20 protein-coding genes are annotated in these 20,009 nt (G+C 34.4%); 2 read left to right on the forward strand and 18 right to left on the reverse strand.

Features of this window, described 5'->3' with window-relative positions; translation table 11 throughout:
• Positions 1-9: 9 nt before the first annotated feature.
• The 6 genes from CLOLE_RS16130 to CLOLE_RS16155 all read right to left on the reverse strand — a co-directional run bounded on the left by CLOLE_RS16130 (position 10) and on the right by CLOLE_RS16155 (position 7,075).
• A complete protein-coding gene (locus tag CLOLE_RS16130; protein WP_013658200.1) occupies positions 10-510 on the reverse strand; it encodes a GNAT family N-acetyltransferase in 501 nt (166 codons plus the stop codon).
• Positions 511-558: 48 nt separating this feature from the next.
• On the reverse strand, positions 559-1,017 hold the full coding sequence (locus tag CLOLE_RS16135) for a GNAT family N-acetyltransferase (RefSeq protein ID WP_013658201.1): 459 nt from the start codon (positions 1,015-1,017) through the stop codon (positions 559-561).
• Positions 1,018-1,252: 235 nt separating this feature from the next.
• Positions 1,253-2,494 (reverse strand): ComEC/Rec2 family competence protein, encoded by a 1,242-nt coding sequence (locus CLOLE_RS16140; RefSeq protein WP_013658202.1) that lies wholly within the window; start codon positions 2,492-2,494, stop codon positions 1,253-1,255.
• A 257-nt stretch (positions 2,495-2,751) separates the two neighbouring features.
• Positions 2,752-3,576, reverse strand: coding sequence for an NAD(+) diphosphatase (gene nudC, locus CLOLE_RS16145; RefSeq protein WP_013658203.1), 825 nt, complete (start codon positions 3,574-3,576; stop codon positions 2,752-2,754).
• A gap of 85 nt (positions 3,577-3,661) precedes the next feature.
• Positions 3,662-4,522, reverse strand: a complete 861-nt coding sequence (locus tag CLOLE_RS16150; protein WP_013658204.1) for an EamA family transporter — start codon at positions 4,520-4,522, stop codon at positions 3,662-3,664.
• Positions 4,523-4,681: 159 nt separating this feature from the next.
• On the reverse strand, positions 4,682-7,075 hold the full coding sequence (locus CLOLE_RS16155) for a GH36-type glycosyl hydrolase domain-containing protein (RefSeq protein ID WP_013658205.1): 2,394 nt from the start codon (positions 7,073-7,075) through the stop codon (positions 4,682-4,684).
• Between the two features lie 85 nt (positions 7,076-7,160).
• On the opposite strand from CLOLE_RS16155, the gene CLOLE_RS23280 reads away from it, so the two are divergent.
• The gene (locus tag CLOLE_RS23280) at positions 7,161-7,349 is read left to right on the forward strand and encodes an ammonium transporter (protein WP_041713063.1); all 189 of its coding nucleotides are present in this window, start codon (positions 7,161-7,163) and stop codon (positions 7,347-7,349) included.
• 127 nt (positions 7,350-7,476) lie between these two features.
• On the opposite strand, the gene CLOLE_RS16165 is transcribed toward CLOLE_RS23280, so the two are convergent.
• The 3 genes from CLOLE_RS16165 to CLOLE_RS16175 form a co-directional block, all read right to left on the reverse strand.
• Complete coding sequence (locus CLOLE_RS16165; RefSeq protein WP_013658206.1) at positions 7,477-8,244, reverse strand: prolipoprotein diacylglyceryl transferase; 768 nt, start codon at positions 8,242-8,244, stop codon at positions 7,477-7,479.
• Positions 8,245-8,396: 152 nt separating this feature from the next.
• On the reverse strand, positions 8,397-9,053 hold the full coding sequence (locus CLOLE_RS16170; RefSeq protein WP_013658207.1) for a class I SAM-dependent methyltransferase: 657 nt from the start codon (positions 9,051-9,053) through the stop codon (positions 8,397-8,399).
• A gap of 98 nt (positions 9,054-9,151) precedes the next feature.
• Positions 9,152-9,832: a YoaK family protein gene (locus CLOLE_RS16175; RefSeq protein WP_013658208.1), complete on the reverse strand. Its 681-nt coding sequence runs from the start codon at positions 9,830-9,832 to the stop codon at positions 9,152-9,154.
• 221 nt (positions 9,833-10,053) lie between these two features.
• On the opposite strand from CLOLE_RS16175, the gene CLOLE_RS16180 reads away from it, so the two are divergent.
• A complete protein-coding gene (locus CLOLE_RS16180) occupies positions 10,054-10,230 on the forward strand; it encodes a hypothetical protein (RefSeq protein WP_013658209.1) in 177 nt (58 codons plus the stop codon).
• Positions 10,231-10,414: 184 nt separating this feature from the next.
• On the opposite strand, the gene CLOLE_RS16185 is transcribed toward CLOLE_RS16180, so the two are convergent.
• From CLOLE_RS16185 to CLOLE_RS16230, 9 genes are all read right to left on the reverse strand, one after another.
• Positions 10,415-12,010, reverse strand: a complete 1,596-nt coding sequence (locus CLOLE_RS16185) for a potassium/proton antiporter (RefSeq protein WP_013658210.1) — start codon at positions 12,008-12,010, stop codon at positions 10,415-10,417.
• A 184-nt stretch (positions 12,011-12,194) separates the two neighbouring features.
• Entirely contained in the window at positions 12,195-13,706 is a 1,512-nt protein-coding gene (locus tag CLOLE_RS16190) for a bifunctional metallophosphatase/5'-nucleotidase (RefSeq protein WP_013658211.1), read from the reverse strand.
• Between the two features lie 5 nt (positions 13,707-13,711).
• Positions 13,712-14,521: a phosphonate ABC transporter, permease protein PhnE gene (phnE, locus tag CLOLE_RS16195; protein WP_013658212.1), complete on the reverse strand. Its 810-nt coding sequence runs from the start codon at positions 14,519-14,521 to the stop codon at positions 13,712-13,714.
• A gap of 16 nt (positions 14,522-14,537) precedes the next feature.
• Positions 14,538-15,359: a phosphonate ABC transporter, permease protein PhnE gene (phnE, locus tag CLOLE_RS16200; protein ID WP_013658213.1), complete on the reverse strand. Its 822-nt coding sequence runs from the start codon at positions 15,357-15,359 to the stop codon at positions 14,538-14,540.
• Positions 15,343-16,119, reverse strand: a complete 777-nt coding sequence (gene phnC / locus CLOLE_RS16205) for a phosphonate ABC transporter ATP-binding protein (RefSeq protein WP_013658214.1) — start codon at positions 16,117-16,119, stop codon at positions 15,343-15,345. The genes phnE (CLOLE_RS16200) and phnC overlap by 17 nt, the downstream gene beginning before the upstream one ends.
• A gap of 140 nt (positions 16,120-16,259) precedes the next feature.
• Entirely contained in the window at positions 16,260-17,318 is a 1,059-nt protein-coding gene (locus CLOLE_RS16210) for a phosphate/phosphite/phosphonate ABC transporter substrate-binding protein (RefSeq protein WP_013658215.1), read from the reverse strand.
• Positions 17,319-17,391: 73 nt separating this feature from the next.
• Positions 17,392-18,360 (reverse strand): substrate-binding domain-containing protein, encoded by a 969-nt coding sequence (locus CLOLE_RS16215; RefSeq protein WP_013658216.1) that lies wholly within the window; start codon positions 18,358-18,360, stop codon positions 17,392-17,394.
• A 236-nt stretch (positions 18,361-18,596) separates the two neighbouring features.
• Positions 18,597-19,607, reverse strand: a complete 1,011-nt coding sequence (locus CLOLE_RS23925) for a GNAT family N-acetyltransferase (protein WP_330369275.1) — start codon at positions 19,605-19,607, stop codon at positions 18,597-18,599.
• 57 nt (positions 19,608-19,664) lie between these two features.
• Entirely contained in the window at positions 19,665-19,943 is a 279-nt protein-coding gene (locus CLOLE_RS16230; RefSeq protein ID WP_013658218.1) for a CD3324 family protein, read from the reverse strand.
• Positions 19,944-20,009: the final 66 nt, after the last annotated feature.

Here is a 20,009-nt window from a genome sequence, read left to right on the forward strand (position 1 = left end):
CAAATTAAATCACCGACAAATAGCCATACTAAATATTCCCCACTTTTCATCACCATAAGTAAAAATATCTTTGTGATAAGTTTCTGTAATAAATCCAACTTTTTTGTAGCAGGCCTCTGCCACTGGATTTACATCAAATACGCCTAAAGTCACTCTCTTTACTTTGAGTATTTCAAAAGCATATTTCACCCCTAAACTTACCATCTCTACGCCATAGCCTTTTCCTCTAATATTAGGATCCACTATAATAAAGCCAAGATGTACACTATTTTTCTCATAATCTGCCATCCTCATCAAAAAGTGTCCTACTGGTATTCCCTTATCATCTAAAGCTACAAAAATCCAGCCGAATTCATCCTCTTCATACTTCTCTTTATAATTTTTTAGTTGCTCTACTGACAAAGGATAGTCGAACTTATCTGCACTCCACATTTTGAAACTTCTTTCATCTTTTAGCCAGTTCACTAAATAAGCTGCATCTCTCATTTTAAATGGTCTTAGTCTTAACATCTTATTATCCCCCTCTTTTATATGTAATCTACTTATCAATCACACTCTCTATTCTAGCTTGCATCTTAATAAAGGAATAGCTCTTCCATCTATCTCCGAGCTTACCCTTCCTATAACTTTTGCTCCTTGTTTTTCATAGAAAGGTATCACTTGCTCACTTGTTACAAACTCCATTTCTAAAATGCCTTGTGCCTTACACCAACTTAATAAATCCTTCCACAGAAGTTTACCATTGCCTTTACCGATATGCCCTACTTCTATATAAAAATACTCTAACTCAAGTTTTTCTTTATATCGTTTAGCTCCCCAAAAACCTGCAATTTCACCTTCTACCTCTAATACTCGTACTTCATATTGCTTAATCCACTCTACTGTTATATTGTATTTTTCTTTAAATATATCCATGTAAGATTGATTATATTGCCAATATGCCTCGGATTCATATGCTAATTGAGATAATAGCTTATATTCTCTATCTAATGCGCTTCTACAAATACTATTATTCATATGACCACCTCTTTTAAATTACTTTATCTCTATGACCATATTTCCAATATATCTTAAGTCTTTTAATTTAAATATCCCAAAACTAACATTCACTTAAGCTAATCTTAATATAGCTGACACAATAAGTAAATATTAGGCTGAATATTTGGAACAACAGAGTGGCAACAAATAAAAAACTGACTTAAGAATCATCATAGCTTCTTAAATCAGTTCTATACATTATCTTTTTATTCTATTAATGACACCTATCACAAGGGTCATATTTACCACTTTCACTGATCGTTCCACTTAAGATTGTTTTACTCCTAGCTAACGCGGAACAGCCCTTAGTTGTATGATAACTTTTTCCTTTTGGTGTCCAATAAACTACCTCTGTACTCTCCATGCTTGGATTGGTAGTAGTTTCCGTAGTAGCATTTGAATTGTCAGGTTTTGATGTCGTATCACTTGAGGTGTCACTTTGAGGTAGGTTGGCTTTAGTATCACTTCCTGATGTGTAGCTTCCTATTTTACAATCGGTTACTAAGCCTTTTCCTGTTGATTTGAAAATAATGGTACCACATTCATCGCTTCTATGTACCTCTGTACCTTGTAGCTTTATCATGGTTTCTGTGTGTGGATGACCATATTTATTCCCTGCACTACATAAGATGACGCTGTAAGTTGGATTAACCTTTTGTAAGAATTCCTCAGTTGTACTACTGCTTGAACCATGATGCCCTACTTTTAATAAATCTACTTTTGAAAGCTTTGGTAAAAGCGCTTCTTCTACTTCTTTTTCTGCATCTCCCATAAGTAAAATCTTATCTTCACCATTGACATATTCAATGACTAAAGATTGATTGTTTGTATCATTTGCACCATAGGTATTCATAATAGTGAAGTAAGTATTACCTAATGAAAACTTACTATCTTCTAGAGGCACACTTGGACTTAATCCTTTATTCATGGCTGCCTTAATAAAGTCTGTATAAGTCTTAGTCTCAGCGTCACCATTAGCTACTAGTAATTGTTTCACTTTACAAGATTCAATGACAGCATCTAGACCACCAATATGATCTGCATGAGGATGGGTGGCTATAACATACTCTAGCTCACTAACTCCTTGCTCTTTAAGATAGTTAACAACACGCTGCTCATCATCATTATCTCCTCCATCAATAAGCATCGCCTGATTTTCTGCCATAATTAAAATAGCATCTGAATTCCCTGTATCTATAAAATGAATCTCAGCTTCGGTTACTTTTTCCTGCGGCATCTGCTCCTGAGGCACCTCAGTTGCTACAGGACCAGCCTGCATTTCTTCTTGTGGAGTAGGGGTTGGAGTAGGGGTTTGTTCCACCTCTCCTGCCACTTTTACTGATGGATTTTGTGACGGATTAGTATTACAACCTGTCATTCCTATAAGAGATAAGCTTAATAAGAGATAAAAAACATTACGCTTAATAAAGTTATGATATAATTTTACCTTCTTCATATTTCCTCCTCATTCTACATATTCACCCATTTTACATCATTTTACTCGTTTTATCAATTTGCTCCTTTTTAACTTTTCTTGGGTGTAAAGAGGTTCATTCACTTGAGTCCCTTGTAGGTCAATCAATGGAACTACTTCACTACTTAATCAGAATTAGACATGGAAATATTTTGCTCACTAAAAAAGTGGCTTTCCTTTAAAAGCCACTTTTCTTTGGTATATTGTTTTCTATTAAAATAAGAATCTGTAGTTCTTGACTATTTCATGTGATTCTTAAAGTGTAAAATCATTTCTGAAGTAAGAGTGATACCATCACCTTCTGGCGAAATAGCTTCCCTTTCCATCCAAACGCCCTCTGATAATTCCTCTTCGTCTAGCTTAATTTCGTTACTACCATCTACTTCTGCAAAATAGCCTAAAAGCAAATCACCTGCGAAACCCCATGGTTGACTTTTGTAGTAGCGAATGTTCTTTACTTTAAGTCCCACTTCCTCCATGACTTCTCGTTCTATGGTTTTTTCTGCTGATTCACCAATCTCGCAAAAACCAGCTACTAGAGCATATTTTTGATAATCTCGTCCTGCATATTTAGTCATAAGCAGTTTATTGCCATCAGTTACACCTACAATAACTGCTGGCGAAATTCTAGGATAAACCACATTGCCACAGGCATTACAGCATAGGGCTCTTTCCATTCCACTATGTACCATAGGTTTACCACAGCAACCACAAAATTGATTCGTTCTATACCAATTAAATAAATGATATGCTGTGACAGCTGCAAAGGCTACATGTTGTGGCTTAAGCGTTCGTAATAAGTTAATGTTTTCAAAGTTATAGCCCTCTATGATTTGTTGCCCTTTTATATCTGCTAAATAATACTGCGCATCATCTATGGTAAATAAATAAATGAATTTAACTTCCTTATGTGCTAAATCCTCATATTTGGGGAAAGTTATTTCTCCTTCATGCTTTTTTACAAGTACATCTCTTCCTGCAAATATAAAAGTTATATCTCCTTGAACTGGTGCATTATAACTATATTCATTTTGAAAGTGATGTGAGCTTAAATCTTGTATCATCTCATCGCCCCATTTCTTTGTTAGTCTTTTAGTTTATTATTGCTTTTGTCCCCCAGTTGTTTATTAGCTACTTTCTTTTACCTACTTATAATAATAAAGCTAAAGTTCCTATTACAATAAAGAAAAGTCCCAATGCTGATTTTTTATGAAGCTTTTCACGAAATACAACATAAGAAAAGCCAATGGTTACTAAAATACTCAGTTTATCAATAGGTACTACAACACTGGCTGGACCCGTTTGGAGCGCTCTATAATAGCAAAGCCACGAAGCTCCTGTTGTAAAACCTGATAAAATAATAAATAGCCAACTTTGCTTATCAATTTTTCTAATGGTATGTTGCTTTCCTGTAATAAATACCACAAGCCATGCCATCACTAAAACGACAATGGTACGTATAGCTGTTCCTAGTGTAGAATCTATACCTTCAATACCTACTTTACCCAAGATAGAGGTCAAACTGGCAAAAATAGCCGAACTAATGGCAAAGGCAAGCCAAGATTTCCCTTTTGACTCCTTTGTAACCCCTTCCTGCTTTTGAATCATCAAATACGTCCCACCACCAATTAAAAACATGGCTACTAACTTGATGAATGTTATTGGCTCTCCTAATAAAATGAAAGCTAATAACATGGTTAATATGGTACTAGACTTATCAATAGGCGTTACTTTATTAACATCTCCTACCTGTAAGGCCTTAAAATAACAAAGCCATGAGGCTCCTGTTGCCACTCCTGATAATACTAAAAAAATCAAGGTTTTACTTTCAATGGCACTTAATTCTCCTTGCTTTCCTGCTATAAAAACCATCATCCAAGAAAAGAATAAAACAACTATTGTTCTAAGGGCTGTAGCTACATTAGAATCTGTATGCTTAATGCCGCACTTAGCTAAAATAGCTGTAAGCCCTGCAAACAAGGCTGAACCAAATGCAAAAATCATCCACATTTGCTCTTCCTCCCTTCAAATCATACTTCTAACTTACGTTATTAGTATACAACTTTAGTCAATAGCTGCTTGTATCCAAATGAGATACTCTATTACCTTTTCAACAAAAAATACCACCCAAGTCATCCATGCTTATAACTTGAGTGGTATTTCATTCTATTACATCTCTAAAATAATTTCATTTTCATCTTTCAGCGCTGCTGCAAAAATATAATTGCTATCTAATTTATCTCCATTTAAGTAACAAGCTTTATAGCCACCTTCAGCTCCACTTGGATTATTAACTGTAATGTGTAACTTCTTACCACGGAATACTTTATCCATAGTGAATGTCTTCCAATCGCTTGGAATAGCTGGTTCTAATTTAATACCGTCAAGGTCAGGACGAAGGCCAAGAATACCTTCTACACAGCCTACCATCACAGTAGAAGCTGTACCTGTTAACCAGTGTACATGTGAACGTCCTTCAAATGGACTTTCAACACTTTCTGTGAATTGACCATGTACGTATGGTTCTAATATACGTACATCTGCATTGTCATTTTGAGCAGCTGGTGAGCTTTCCATAAAGTACTCAAAAGCACGATTGCCATGCCCCATTAAAGCTTCAGCTAGGATAATCCATCCTTGAGGTTGTGAGAAAATACCACCATTTTCTTTAGTTGAACCATTGAAAAGTAAGGCAAGGGCACCGTCAAAGGCATGATCTTTATAAGATGGTGCCATAACACGTGCACCATACTTAGTATTAAGTTCCCTATAAACTGATTCTAAAGCTTTCTCTGCTTGTTCTTTTGTTGCTAGACCACTGATAACTGACCAAGATTGAGGATTTAGCCACATGCTTGCTTCTGGATCTTTCTTAGAGCCAATCACTTCTCCATCTTCTTTAAATCCACGGATAAAGCGGTCATCCTCCCAACAATTTTCTTGGATTGTATCACCTAAAACTTTTTGAACTTCATCTAAGTAAGCAATATAGTCTGTGTCATTTAAGTCTGATGCAAAGTCACGAAGTACACTCATGGCATAGTAAAGTTGAAGAGCTACGAAAGAAGATTCTCCTTTCTTACCCAGTCTTAAGCAGTCATTCCAATCGGCATGTAAACCAGCTGGCATATGATGTGCTCCAAGACGTTCCATTGAAAAGTTAATCGCTCTCTTTAAGTGATCATAAACTGTTCCTTCGTCTTTATTAGCATAAGGAATCACTTCATTAATAAAATCTTTATCTCCTGATTCACCAATGTATTTTAAAATGGTTGGGAATAACCAAAGTGCATCATCAGCGCGGTATGCAGGATGACCTGTTGCTTGAGCATAAGAAGGGTCATCTGGTGTATCTTCATGTCCTGCATTATGATCAAATTTAACTAGTGGTAAACCTCCACCATTATCTACTTGAGCTGAAAGCATAAAGATAATTTTTTCTTTAGCCATTTCTGGATCAAGATGAATGATTCCTTGAATATCTTGAACGGTATCACGGTAACCATAACCATTTCTTAGGCCACAGTAGATAAAAGATGCTGCTCTTGACCAGATAAAGGTAATAAAGCATTGATAAGCATTCCATGTATTAATCATATTATTAAATTCACTGCTTGGTGTTTGCACATAAAGGTTGCTAAGTTTACCATGCCAGTAAGCTTTAAGTTCTTCAAGCTCTTGGTCTACTTTACTTAAATTTTCATAACTTGATAAAATAGCTGCTGATTCTTCATCATTATACTGACCAAGTACAAAGGCCATTTCTTTGGTTTCTCCTGGTGCTAAAGTAATCTTCGTTTGAAGTGCACCACAACCATTGCTATTGTAGTTAAGAACATTATCACAAGCTCCTTTTTCTACTGCAATAGGATTTCCATAGCTGCGGTAACGTCCTAAAAAGCTGGCTTTATCACCATTGTAAGAAGCTACTTCTGAGCCAACTAAACCTAAGAAACGTTCTTTACGATTGCTACCATTGCAGCCTTTGTGACAGTTTTCATTAATCGTTTGAAGAATTTTATTGCCCTTAAAGTATGTACGTGTAATGAATAATGTATATTGTAGGTTAACCTGGTCATTTTCATAGTTGTTTTCGTTAGTGAATTCTGCATAACCAAATACTGAAAGATTTCTAGGCCTGTCGCTAGTATTGGTTACTTTTAAGCGCCATACTTCATAAGTCTTGTTAAGTGGCACATAGTATAAGGCTTCTGAATGAATCCCTGAGTAATCCGCTTTAATATTAGTATAAGCTGTTCCATGGTGACATTCACTTTTATAGGTCTCAAGACTCTTACCTACAGGTTGCCAAGAAGCTGACCAATAATCACTTGTTTCATCATCTCTTAAATAAATATAACGGCCTGGTTTATCTTCTTGGTTAAACACATAACGTAAAATACGACCATTAGCCCCGCTTTTTACAAAGCTATAGCCCCCTGCATTGTGAGAAATAATAGCACCATATTCAGGAGAACCTAAATAGTTAGCCCATGGTGCTGGTGTATTAGGATTAGTAATAACATATTCTCTGTTTTTTTCATCAAAAAAACCGTAATTCATAATGAACCTCCATCAATAATAAATTTTTAATTTTTCTAGTTAAAATACTATCTGATTACCTTAATTTTTAAGTAAAATAAACTACTTGATTTGTTTTATTTTATTATCACTTTTCTTTCCTATCAAGGGTAAACTAACAAATAATCCAACTGTATCTTTTTCTACAAGTATTTTTTTGTTTTCTGAAACTATTGGGCTTCGTGTAGATGCGGATGAAGAGTTTAAAGGCCTTGATGCCATGGAACATGGTATATCAGCTTATACCATCCACTAGGACATTTCATATCCTTCTAAATAAATGATATTAAAATAATAAGCCACAGTTTCTCTTTACATGAAAGAAATACTGTGGCTTATTATTTCTATTTTATCTAAATAAAATCCATCTACTTATCTTACTTTTAAGCATCTAGCGTTGTATTCATTTTATTATTTCGATGATTGATTAAAAATAAAATCAGCGCTCCTATCACAAAGAAGATAGAAATAAATTGAGAAGTAGAAAGCATCCCCACAATGCCTCTTTCATCATTTCTTAAAAATTCTATAGCAAATCTACCAATCCCATAGAGTAGTAAGTAAAGTGCACCTGTATCTCCTTTACACCTTGACTTACTTGAAAACCAAATCAAAATGCCTGCAATAAGGAAGTCCCCAGCTGAAGAAAATAATTGGGTTGGTAATAACTTTATACCTGCTGGTGCTAAACTGCCCTCTGGGAATATCACACCTAGCATTGATTGAGTTTCCATGCCATAGCAACAGCCTGCTAAGAAGCATCCTATTCTTCCAAAACCTTGTGCAATCGCTACAGATGGCATCATCAAATCAAAATAGCTCATAAAACTGATTTTTTTTATACGGCAATAAATAATGGCTGATAACGCCCCTGCAATAATACCACCATAAACAACAAAGCCTTCTGAACCAATAACATCCATTGGACTTTTAAGAAAATCATCAAATTCAACTATGACATATAATAATTTGGCTCCTAAAAAACCACATACAATGGCTAGCATAGCAATGCTACTGACTACCTCTGGATCTAAACCCTTCTTTTTCGCCCTGTATGTACCTACTAATAATGCAACCATAAAACCTATTGCTATCATGAGCCCATAGCCATGAATAGTAATGCTACCTATTGATAAAATATCATTATGCATCTTTTCTGTTTCCTCCTGATCCTAAACTAGTTTATTTACACTTTCATCCATATTTGCCCTATTGTAATAATATGAATTCATTATAACAGAAAAGTATTTTCTTTGCACCTTAGGTTCCTTACTTAAAAACTTTGTTCTTTATTAATAGATTTTTATTTTTGCTTTTTTCCTATTACAATAGTCGTATTTTCTTTTCGCCATACCTCTTTAACCTGACTGAATCCTGCCAATTGAAAGAGTTTCTTTTGATTAGATACAGTACAAGGCGTATCATAATGATAAAATGCTCCTGCTGGAATATGTAATTCTTCTCTTACTTTAGCATTTGCGCTATACCAGTAATCCTCTTCTTCCTGTAATTCCACCATATAATCACATTCAATATATTGCCCGCCCATCTTAAGACTTTTATAAATTTTTGTGTAAAGCTGAACTTTATCTTCATGAGAAAAGTGGTGCATGGTCTGAAAAGAAATGGCTATATCATATTGTTCTATTCCTAAATCACACTCAAAATAACTGCCATGAATAAGTTTCAATGCTTTATCAGGGTGTTTTTCCTTAAGCTTGTCTAACATAGCTTTTGTTAAGTCTATTCCTGTCACCTCTACACCGGGTAAAACTTTAAAAATCTCATCTAACTCAAGACCTGTTCCGCAACCTAAGTCTAAAAGCCTGACAGTATTCCTAGGAATGAAGGTTGCCAATTTTTTATACCCTTCCTTACATCCCCCAACATTTTTTAGCATATGTGCGTCATATCCTTCTACTCTGGCTGTAAAAAAGTCACTCATCGTTTCATAACTCACTTCATTTCACCCTCAATCTCCTAACACTTATACTCTCATCTTATACCCACCTTATTCTTAAGACTACCTTATTATTATTTATGAAGTAAAATAAGGAGCTATATTTTTCTTTTTTCTTGGTATAAGAGAATTAAAACAATGGCTAAAACAATATTAATAAGACCAACTGCTTTTACATGATATTCTATAGTTGTCAGTGCCCCCAACCATCCTCCCATAACAAACATCACTATAATGCTTAAATAAATAAGACTAGCTTCTAGTGCTTCGGTTTCTTTGGTTATATAGTAATGAGAGGCCTGCTCTGCTAGATTCTTTAGATTACCTGTAAACATAACGGTGGAGTAAGCTTTACCATTTACCTTACGAAAGCTTTGTACCTGCATAGCACAAACAAAGGATAGCATCATATTAGCTAGTACATTAAAGGCTCCTTCTGGAATAAGCATCACCATAAATAAAGTACTTATTTCAATAACTAATATCATGTGAAGCCAATAAAAGTACTTTCCGCCCTTAAATTTGTGCTCTATTATTTTAGCAAGCCAAACCCCCACTATAAAAGCTGAGATAGAGAGCAAGTAATAAATAACCTTTTTCATGTCTCCTTGTGCAATGTTATAGCCTAGTAAAACTAAATTGCCTGTTTGTGTATTGGCAAACACCTTTCCTCTTGCCAAATAAGAGTAAATATCTAAATATCCTCCCACAAAGGCAAGTAGCATACCAATTAATAGAGATTCTGACATCTTATCTTCTTTTGAAACTTTTATTATCATTCTTTTTTCCTCTATTTTCATTGTTTAAAATAGGGTTTTCTATTTGAAAGTTATTTATTCCTATTCATGTTTTTCCATTTGGAATCCTCACATGATTATTTCGTTTAACGACAATAGACTTAAAAAACTCGAAAGAATAATTATCATTTGATAAGTATTTAAACTTATGCTATAGTATTGCTATCAATATCATTTTAGTATTAAAAGAAAGGTGATTGACTATGGAATTAAAAGATAAAGTTGTTGAATTACTATCTAATTCAGAGGCTATGAGACCTGGCGATATAGCAGCTGCTCTTGGTGCTGAGAAAAAAGACCTTGATAAAGCAATCAAAGAACTTAAAGCTGAAGAACGTATTATCTCTCCAAAAAGATGCTTCTACTCTGTACCAAAATAGTAGACGCAAAAGAGCTATACAACTGACTAAAGTATCCTCTATCTAAAGAGGAGAATAAAAAAAATTAGACAACACTAAAAAGATGATTTCTGTATTGTACAGGAATCATCTTTTTTTGAATTCCATTAATATCTATATGTATTATGAATACCAATAACATATAAGCCTTATCATTTGACTATTCTTACAATTGACTAATCACTAAAATATCATTTTCTTTAACGATTGTTTTTCCATTTGGAATGATAACTTTATGATTACGTTTAACCACAATAACTAATTTTTCTGGTCCTAGTGTAATCTCTGCTAATGGTTTTCCTATCCAATTATTATCTTTATCGATCTTCATTTCAGTAAGATGTGCTTCAAAATCCTCTTGCAACGAAAGAGCACTAAGTATAATAACATCTCCTGAGAGAATGGTTGTACTCCCTTTAGGTATAATTCGTTTATTCCCTCTTATGATTAATACAAGTAAAATATCCGGGGGTAAGGAAATCTCCTTTATTTTTTTACCACTCCATAAGTGATTTTTTGAAATTGGAAGTTTAATAAATTGTATAGGCTCCTCATCTGAATAATCACTGAAAGTCTTCATAACATTACTATTATCATCAATCATATCAAGTTTTTTAGCCATAAATGGTATTAAAGAACCTTGTAAGCTGATTGAAAATAAAACAATAAAGAATACCATATGAAAAATATCATTTTTCATATACGTTGGACTAACAGTAGCCATAATAGCAAAAACGATTGAAGCTGCTCCCCTTAGCCCTGACCAAGAAACTAATAGCTTTTGATTTATTGTTCCTTTAGAAGGTAATAAAATAGCAAAAACTGCTAATGGACGTGCAACAAAAGTTACAAAGATAGCAATTGCTAATGAAGGTAATAAGATTTTTGGTAATTCAGATGGAAAAGATAAAAGGCCTAAAAGAAAGAATATTAACATTTGCATTAAGCCTGTAATACCATCAAAAAAGTAAACTAATGATTTTTTATTAGGTATCGCTTGATTCCCTAAAATAATACCTAAAATATAGGTACTTAAATAACCATTTCCTCCAAGTAGTGTAGATGCTGCATAAGCAATAAGCGGCATGCTAAATACAAATATGGTGTCAAAACCATCTGTTGCAAATTTAATTTTAGTCAAACACCAAGTTGCTATTAATGCAATCCCAGCTCCTATAGTAATGCCATAAACAACTTGTGCGAAAACCATGTAAGCAAGCTGACCACCACTAAAGTCTCCACTCATCATGGCTAAAATAATAACTGTAAGCATATACGAACAAGGGTCATTACTCCCACTTTCTACTTCTAATAATGAAGCCGTATTATCCTTTAAATTAAGTCGTTTAGAGCGCAATATAGAAAATACAGATGCGGCATCTGTAGAGCTAATAACAGCTCCGATTAACATACTTTCAAGAAAATCAAATCCTAATAAGAAATAACAGAAAAGACCTGTTAGTAGTGCTGTGAAAATAACACCTATTGACGAAAGGAGTACTGCATTAACGGCAATTGGCTTAGCTTGTTTCCAGCTGGTTCCGAATCCTCCATAAAACATGATAAAAATTAAAGCAATCGAACAAACTTGCTCTACGATACCATAATTATCGAATGGGATTTTTACTATACCATCTGAACCAAATAGCATCCCAAGCACAATAAATGCAAGTAGCATAGGAATACCTAGCTTACTGGACATTTTATTGAGTACTACACATATCAATATAATTGCTGCTACAAGTAAAATATATATGGACATTCTAGCCTCCTCTATGTTGAAATAAATATAATTTAATTATATCATTAATTGCTAAATATAATTATTTTTTTATTATAATTAAATATTTTTTGTTTACAAAATCAAATATTTCATATCATCAACTAGAAAAAGCCTTGATTATACTTGCCTACAAGTATAATCAAGGCTTTTTTATATATACTTTTTAAAATTTAACTTCAAAATTAATTTTATCATCTATCCTAATACACTCATGACTACGAATGTATTCAATAACTAGTTCTTGAATATCCACACCATATTCTCTTACTAATGGACATTCACTATAAAATTCATAGCCACCTGTACCTGTAGCTCTATAATCACTCATAGCAATTGTATATTTCCTATTTTCTAGAGGTTTTCCGTTCACAGTGATACTTGTCACTCTTTCCCCTATTGGTTTAGAAATATCAAAAGTATAGTTAAAGCCTGCAAAGAAATCGTAGTTATAATGCTCTACCTTAGGACTTACAAAACACTCTGAAATAACTATTTCGCCGCCTTTTAAAGTATAATACTGCGCTGAGCGTTCTAGTGCTTTCTTTAAAGTTGCCTCATCGATTTCTAATACTTTAATGGTATTAGGAAACTGATAAGCTGCCATAATGTCTCTTGTTGTGACTTCCTCATTAAAGCCAATTGGATTATTTCCTAGGCTTGTACAAGAAAAATCTGCTCCTGTGTGTGCAAGTTGCACCTTATTACAAAAGTCAGCTAGCTTAGAACCTTGAAGGGCTAGTTCTAACTTACTTAGTGGTTCAATAGGTTTAGAAAAACGTCCTACCTTTTGGTCAAGCCACCTTTGTACTTGCTCCTGCATCTCTACTAAGGCTTCTGGTACTTCATTTAAACTAATTGATTCTGGAGTCAGGCAATCCGCTGTTATCACTTTACCTTTTTCACCTACAACCACTTCTAGCTTTGCATACTTTACTGCATTAGAAGGTAGTTGTAGAACGTAAGTTCCATGAATTTCTGTGCCTTCTACTGGCATATGTTGATGAGCTGTTAAAAGTACATCGAATGCTAATTCCTTACACATGCGATAGCCTACATTTTCTTTGCCTTTAGCTAAGGTTTTTCCTGTTTGAAGATCTGCTTCAAAACCACCATGATAAATCCCTATAGTTATATCACATAAAGGGCGTACTTCTTCAAGGGTACGTTGAGCTGTTTCAAAGGTATCTAATATTTCTAAATGCTGAAGGTGCTCTGGCTTTTCCCACAGAGATACATAGTCTGTTACAAGACCAATCAGCCCTACTTTTAAACCATTTTCTAAGGTATGAATCACATAAGGCTTTAACCCAAGTTCCCCTTTATGATCAATGACATTAGCAAGTAAACACGCCGCATTTAAATGACTAAGATATCTATGCGCACCTTTATAATCGTAATTAAAATCATGATTACCCAGTGTCACATAATCATACCCTGCTGTGTTAAAGACTTCTGAAATAGCACAGCCATCTGCTTGATTTTCCCACATATATTTAGCAAAAGCCGATCCTTGAATGGTATCCCCTCCATCTAAAATAAGGGTATTACCATCTTTTTCAAAAGACTTACTGCAGCTTAACACGCCCATGGGTTTTTCTTCTTTGTTCACATAGTCTGTAGGGAAAAGATAACCATGCGTATCTGATGTATAATAAATTTTAAGTCGTCTTTCCAATCACCTTACCCCCTAGCCAGTTTAACACGGATTTTACCTGAAATAAATTCGATGACTAAAACTAAAATAATAAGACCTGCTAGAATTGCACCTACTTCATTCCATCTATAGGCATTCATAGCAAAAATAAGTGGTGCACCGATACCACCTGCTCCTACAAGTCCAAGAACAGTAGCATCTCTAAGGTTCATATCAAAACGATAAATAATAGTTGATGCAAAGTCTGGCATAAGTTGTGGTAAAATCCCATATCTAATTTTTTGGAAGGTAGTACATCCACATGCATCTAATGACTCTAATATTTTAATATCCATATCTTCAATGGATTCAATATACATTTTTGAAACCATTCCTATAGAACAAAGAGACATGGTTAAAAGTCCTGCAAAAGGACCTGGTCCTGTTACCCTAATGAACATAAGCCCATATACAAAAGCAGGTATTGTTCTTACTGCCATGATAATAAGTCGGCCTATTAAGGCAACAGGCTTCGGTACAATGTTTGTTGCACTAAGGAATGCAATTGGCACAGCAAGTATAGCTCCTACAATTGTTCCTAAGAAAGCAATACACATTGTTTCTAATAAAAGATACGGTACACCTTGATTTGTAAAGTTAAATAATAGCTCTGGATCTGGCGTAAAGATACCAACTAAAATATTTTTGGCAATATCCATGCCTCCTTGCGCTAGCCCTGTAAACTTAACTGCACTACTAGACCAAGCCACAAGAATCACAAAAACAAGTGCACAAATGATTTGAAAAACCCATGTTTTAGGTTGTCTTTCTAATTGTTTTTTAATTTCTGCATTCATCTCGTTCCCCTCCTTATTAAGTTAATTTCTTACGCAGATAATGACTGATACCTTCTATAATCATAACTGCTATAAATAGGGTAACAAGAATCATTCCAACACTGCTGTACTCTCTCCAACCAATTTTTTCATTTAAAATAAGTCCAAGACCACCTGCACCTACATATCCTAGAATAGATGCATAACGTACATTTCCTTCAAAGCAGAATAAGCAGTTAGCAATATAGCTTGGTAGCACTTGTGGTACTATTGCCGCAAGAAAGGCTCTAAGCTTTGTAGCACCTATAGCTTCCATTGCCTCATAAGCTCCCATGTCTACTGTTTCAATTTGCTCATAAAGTAATTTTCCAATATAAGCAAAAGTAAAGATGGCAATAGCCGTTGTTCCAGCTAAGGTTCCTAGACCAAATACATAAGTAGCAATTAGGGCAACCACTAAAGTTGGCATTGTTCTTACTAAACTTAAAAATAAACGTATAATACTTACAAGCACTTTATTACTCACGATGTTACTTGCTGCTAAGATAGCAAATGGTACTGCCATGATGCCACCAACAACTGAGCCCAATAATGACATCTTAATGGTATCAAATAAAGGCTTCCAAATGGCACTTAAATAGCTTGTTTCTGGTGGAAACATTTTCTTTAAAATAACAAAGAACTCATTTCCTCTTTCCATAAGAGTTGATAAATTAAAGCCTGTGATTTTAACAGAAATAGCCCCTGCAATAACTAATAATAAAATAATCAACGGCATACGTGAACGTTTTTCTAGTACTTCTTTGCCATCGCTTAATAGGATTTTCTTAGGTGGAAAAATTTTATCGTACCAACTCATTTTTCTCCTCCATTACTCCAATTTCCTGTCCACAATAAATTTGGTCTAAGATTTCCTTAGTTACATCTTTACTTGGACCATCATACACTATTTCACCAGCTCTAATACCAATAACACGGTCAGCATATTCAAGTGCCAAATCTACGTGGTGAATATTAATGAGTACTGAGATATTCATTTCTTTATTAATACGCTTGAAATCATCCATAACTTGTTTTGCTGTTACAGGGTCTAGGGCCGCAACAGGTTCATCTGCTAGCATAATCTTTGGATGTTGTGCTAACGTTCTGGCAAGGGCAACCCTTTGTTGTTGTCCTCCTGAAAGTTGATCAACTCTCACATACGCTTTGTCTAAAATACCTACTTTATCTAAAGCTTCTAATGCTGCTACTTTGTGCTCCTGAGGATAACACCCTAGTAGTACTCTCCAAAATGGTAAATCTGGAATATTAGAAGTTAAAACATTTTTAATAACGGTTGTTCTTGTAACAAGGTTAAAGGATTGAAAAATCATACCTATTCCTCTACGGAATTTTCTAAGAGATTTGCCTTTTAAGGTACTTACATCTGTGCCGTCTACAGTTAATGTCCCTTCTGAAATATCATGTACACGATTAATAGTACGAATAAGTGTCGATTTTCCTGCTCCTGAAAGGCCAATAATGGCTACAAATTCACCTTGCTCAATTTCAAGAGAAACATTCTTAAGTCCCTTAAAACCATTTGGATAAACTTTACTTACATTATCAAATTTAATCATATAACGCTCCATTCCCTCTGTTAATAAGATTCCTTAATAATGTGAACTAGTGTTAACATTATTATTTTAGTACAATTTTTTATCTTTACGCTAAAAATAATGGGGAGTTAAAAACTCACCCATTACCTTAATATGACTTATTATTTTGCTGCATTAAGTTCTTGAATTAATTTTTGAGCTGCACGTTCATTATCATAGTCAGATGGTGACGCTACTTGGTAACCATTGTGACTGTAGATAGCAATAACTTCTTTACCTGCGTCTGTATTACCAATATTGATAAATGCATTTTGAAGTGCTTTTTTAAATTCATCTGTCATAATTTTAGATGTTGTACTTACACTTACTGTATCATTGTAAATACCTGGTGTAACACCAATTACATTTGTTTCGTCCCAAATAGATGCTGTTCTTCCGAATTCTGATGTCCATTTTTCTTCATTGTCACGACGTAAGTCTGCATAACCAACTACGATATCAAGTTGACCTGATGCAAGACGAGCCATTGCACTACCATAAGAATCTGCTTGTACTACACTTGCTAAATCAGTAAGACTTTTTCCGTAATTTTCTTGTAACCATAATGATGGATAAATGTAACCTGCTGGTGATGTTGTAGACATCATGCTCCAGTTTGCTGAGTTAAGGTCTTCCCATGTTAATGCTTCACCTGCATTTACTTTAGCTGCAAGCTCTTGACCTTTTTCTGATGGACCTGCAATGATTAATGAACGATAGAATGTTACTTGTTCATCAAGACCTGTAGTTGGTTTTTTATCATTCCAGTCTTTTGCATTATCAGATTCAATGCTTAATGCATCACGTGTTGCTGTTAAGATTGGCTCTGCTCCATCATCGTATAATACGTATGTTCCACCTGGAATTAAACCTACATCAGCTGTCCCTGCACTAAGTGCTTCTCCTACTGCTTCAAAGCTTGTCCCTACAGTAATTTCTACTTCGCCTACGTTGTATCCCTCTTTAGCTAACTCTTCTTTTAACATTCCTTTTAAAGGCTCTGTTGCTGTTACAATTTCTGCTGGCTCTTTAGAAGGTACGAATGCAACTGTTAATTTATCAATTGTTTTAGCGCCTTCTTCTGTTCCTGTTGTACCTGTATTAGCTGTGCCGCTTCCACACCCTACAAGCATACTCATTCCTAATGCCATTGCCATAAGCATTGATCCAAATTTTTTCATTGTTCCCTCCATCAATTAGAATTTTGAATTTTAAAAAGTATATATTTAAAAACTTACGTTTTTAAAAACTAGTTTAAACTTTACCCTCACAAAATTTAGAAGGTAAGATGACAGTCATCGTTTCTGTTCTTGCCCCTGTTATACGCTCTATTAAAAGCTTAATAGCTGTTTCCCATACAAAGTCTGGAAACATTTCAATAGCTATATAGCTAGGATATTTTGATCTTAATGTCTCGATATCTTTATAAATAATGACCCTAACATCTTCTGGTACTTTAAGACCTTCTTCTTCAAAAGCTTCTAAAGCACCTTCTGCAATTTGGTCATTGCCTAACAAGACTGCTTTGGCTAGATGATTAGCTCTAATAGCTTTTTTTGCCATTTCATAACCACTTTGTTTACTGAATTCACCAATAAAAAATTGCTCTTCTTGATATTTATTTTTATCTTTAAGAATCGTCACAAGTGCTTCATGTCGTGTTTTTCCAATCACAATACCATCTTGCTCATAGTACGCGCCGATGTAGCCTAGACTTTCATACTTTTGTTCATCTAGTATGTATGACACCATTTGCATAAGTCCTTCATTATAATCCATAATGATTCGGTCATATTTATAATCTTGTCTATCTGAATTAATAAACAAAATCATATAGCTTTGTTTCTTAAGATAGAGTACTTCTTCCTCTGAAAAGCGTCCCAAAGCAATAATGCCATCTACTTGTATGTCTTCACCATATGTCATCCTTTTAAATTCTACTGGATCTGTGCAAAATCTACTTGCGATTCCAACATAATCTGAAAGTTTAACATGGTGGGCATCTTTTCTAATGATATGCCAATCTGCAATGCCAATAGTAATGCCTTTTTCGGCTTTCATGCGACGTTTTTTGGGTGGAATATATTGGAGTTCATGGGCAATATCAAAAATCTTGTTTCTTACCTCTGCACTAACAGCAATTGTTTCATCCTTATTAAGTACTCTTGACACAGTCGCCATAGATACATTAGCCATTTCAGAAATCTGTTTTATAGTCGCCATTTTTTCTCCACCTCCTCACTTATTGTATTCATATATATGATAAAACACAAGTTTTTTTACTGAAATTTTACTTAAAAACCTATTATTTAACATAAATTTAACATTTAACTTGAATCTTTTACAAAAAACGGATGTCATATCTCCTATACTTTTCCATTTAAGGTTTTCTCTCACAGTGTAAAAAGGCCATATTCTTCAGACTGAATATGACCTCTTTTATTTGATTAATAACTTATCTATAGCTCTTTTACCATTCTAAAACGCTTAAGTAATGCATCATTTCTTTTAACTTGCTGCTCTTCTATTATTAGGTAGCCTCTTTTCTCAAAAAATGGTCTTGCTGTAAGAGACGCATATGTAGTAATAGTGGTTTCTTTATTTTGCTTTGCATAGTCTTCTAATCTTTCTGTAATAGCTCTACCAACACCTCGATTTTGATAATCTTTATGTACATACAAGCGATCGAGGTAATTACCTTCAACATCTCCAAATCCAACAATTTTATCATTCAATTTTGCAATAATACTATAGTGGCTCAGTAAGGATTGATGCCATTTTACCTCATCTATATTTCCACTTGCCCAGGCATCTAGAGCTTCTTTGGAATAGTCTTTAGCATTAACTGTATGAACAGTATCATAAAATAATTGTCCAATTTCAGTAAGGTCTGCTTCCTCATAGGTTCTTAACTCTAGCTTCATACTACTTTCAATGTAATCATAAGCAGCTTTTATCTCACTTTTATAATCATCAGTAATTTCAATATATTTAACCCTATGGGCTATGCACTTTGCTTTCAACCTTTGATGTTCTGCTATAAATGTTTCTATACTTCTTTCTTCTGGATAGTTCCTTTGCTCAATAACATTTTCATATTCTAGTACTTTATCAAAATGATTTCTAATATAATCCTTTGAAAAAATTAAATAGCATGCAATAACTTCCTCCCCTAGAACTTCTTTTACCCTCTCCACTGGTAAATAACATCCTTCAATAATGATATTTTGCTTATTCTCCCTACAGGTTTGAATCATCCCTTTAACAATGCCCCACAACTTTTCAGCTATCACATCATCTGAGTCAAGTGCTGTAAAATCACAATGTTTATCCCCTCGAATTAAGCCCATCTTTATATGATCAAGACTTGTATATGGAAAGTGATACTTCTCAAGCAGTCTTTGTGCCAATAAAGTTTTTCCAGTGTGACTTTCACCGCCTATTAAAATAATCATAGGTGCTCCTTTCATTTCTCCATAGTAAAAGCAGCCATGAACTACTTTCTTTTGGCTGCTCTAAATAATTTTTCATACATTTTTTTTACGCTCTTGTAATAATATACGTTGAATACTCTTTAAGGACAAATAGTACTTCTCCCCTAGCTTTTGAGGAGATATTCCTTTTTTGTAATCAGCATAGATTTGCTGATTTCTGAGTTGAAGTTCTTGTCGTATAGAAGTATTGGTTCCCCATATTTTTCTATTTTCTTCTTTCTTAGGAATATAAAGATACTCCCCATCTATATACTCTTGTATCATCTCTAATAATTCATTTGGCAATACTGCCTCAGCTTTCTTATAGCTCATTGTGCCCTCCTAAAAATTAATATTGTTTAGGAATAGCAACGGCTATTTTTTCATAATTTAATCTGC

The organism is Cellulosilyticum lentocellum DSM 5427, assembly GCF_000178835.2.
Taxonomy (GTDB): domain Bacteria; phylum Bacillota; class Clostridia; order Lachnospirales; family Cellulosilyticaceae; genus Cellulosilyticum; species Cellulosilyticum lentocellum.

Excerpts from the sequence above, each read along its gene's own strand:
- CLOLE_RS16130 (WP_013658200.1), bottom strand. The coding sequence starts at position 510 with ATGTTAAGACTAAGACCATTTAAAATGAGAGATGCAGCTTATTTAGTG.
- CLOLE_RS16135 (WP_013658201.1), bottom strand. The coding sequence starts at position 1,017 with ATGAATAATAGTATTTGTAGAAGCGCATTAGATAGAGAATATAAGCTA.
- CLOLE_RS16140 (WP_013658202.1), bottom strand. The coding sequence starts at position 2,494 with ATGAAGAAGGTAAAATTATATCATAACTTTATTAAGCGTAATGTTTTT.
- nudC (WP_013658203.1), bottom strand. The coding sequence starts at position 3,576 with ATGATACAAGATTTAAGCTCACATCACTTTCAAAATGAATATAGTTAT.
- CLOLE_RS16150 (WP_013658204.1), bottom strand. The coding sequence starts at position 4,522 with ATGTGGATGATTTTTGCATTTGGTTCAGCCTTGTTTGCAGGGCTTACA.
- CLOLE_RS16155 (WP_013658205.1), bottom strand. The coding sequence starts at position 7,075 with ATGAATTACGGTTTTTTTGATGAAAAAAACAGAGAATATGTTATTACT.
- CLOLE_RS16165 (WP_013658206.1), bottom strand. The coding sequence starts at position 8,244 with ATGCATAATGATATTTTATCAATAGGTAGCATTACTATTCATGGCTAT.
- CLOLE_RS16175 (WP_013658208.1), bottom strand. The coding sequence starts at position 9,832 with ATGATAATAAAAGTTTCAAAAGAAGATAAGATGTCAGAATCTCTATTA.
- CLOLE_RS16180 (WP_013658209.1), top strand. The coding sequence starts at position 10,054 with ATGGAATTAAAAGATAAAGTTGTTGAATTACTATCTAATTCAGAGGCT.
- CLOLE_RS16185 (WP_013658210.1), bottom strand. The coding sequence starts at position 12,010 with ATGTCCATATATATTTTACTTGTAGCAGCAATTATATTGATATGTGTA.
- phnE (WP_013658212.1), bottom strand. The coding sequence starts at position 14,521 with ATGAATGCAGAAATTAAAAAACAATTAGAAAGACAACCTAAAACATGG.
- phnE (WP_013658213.1), bottom strand. The coding sequence starts at position 15,359 with ATGAGTTGGTACGATAAAATTTTTCCACCTAAGAAAATCCTATTAAGC.
- phnC (WP_013658214.1), bottom strand. The coding sequence starts at position 16,119 with ATGATTAAATTTGATAATGTAAGTAAAGTTTATCCAAATGGTTTTAAG.
- CLOLE_RS16210 (WP_013658215.1), bottom strand. The coding sequence starts at position 17,318 with ATGAAAAAATTTGGATCAATGCTTATGGCAATGGCATTAGGAATGAGT.
- CLOLE_RS16215 (WP_013658216.1), bottom strand. The coding sequence starts at position 18,360 with ATGGCGACTATAAAACAGATTTCTGAAATGGCTAATGTATCTATGGCG.
- CLOLE_RS23925 (WP_330369275.1), bottom strand. The coding sequence starts at position 19,607 with ATGAAAGGAGCACCTATGATTATTTTAATAGGCGGTGAAAGTCACACT.
- CLOLE_RS16230 (WP_013658218.1), bottom strand. The coding sequence starts at position 19,943 with ATGAGCTATAAGAAAGCTGAGGCAGTATTGCCAAATGAATTATTAGAG.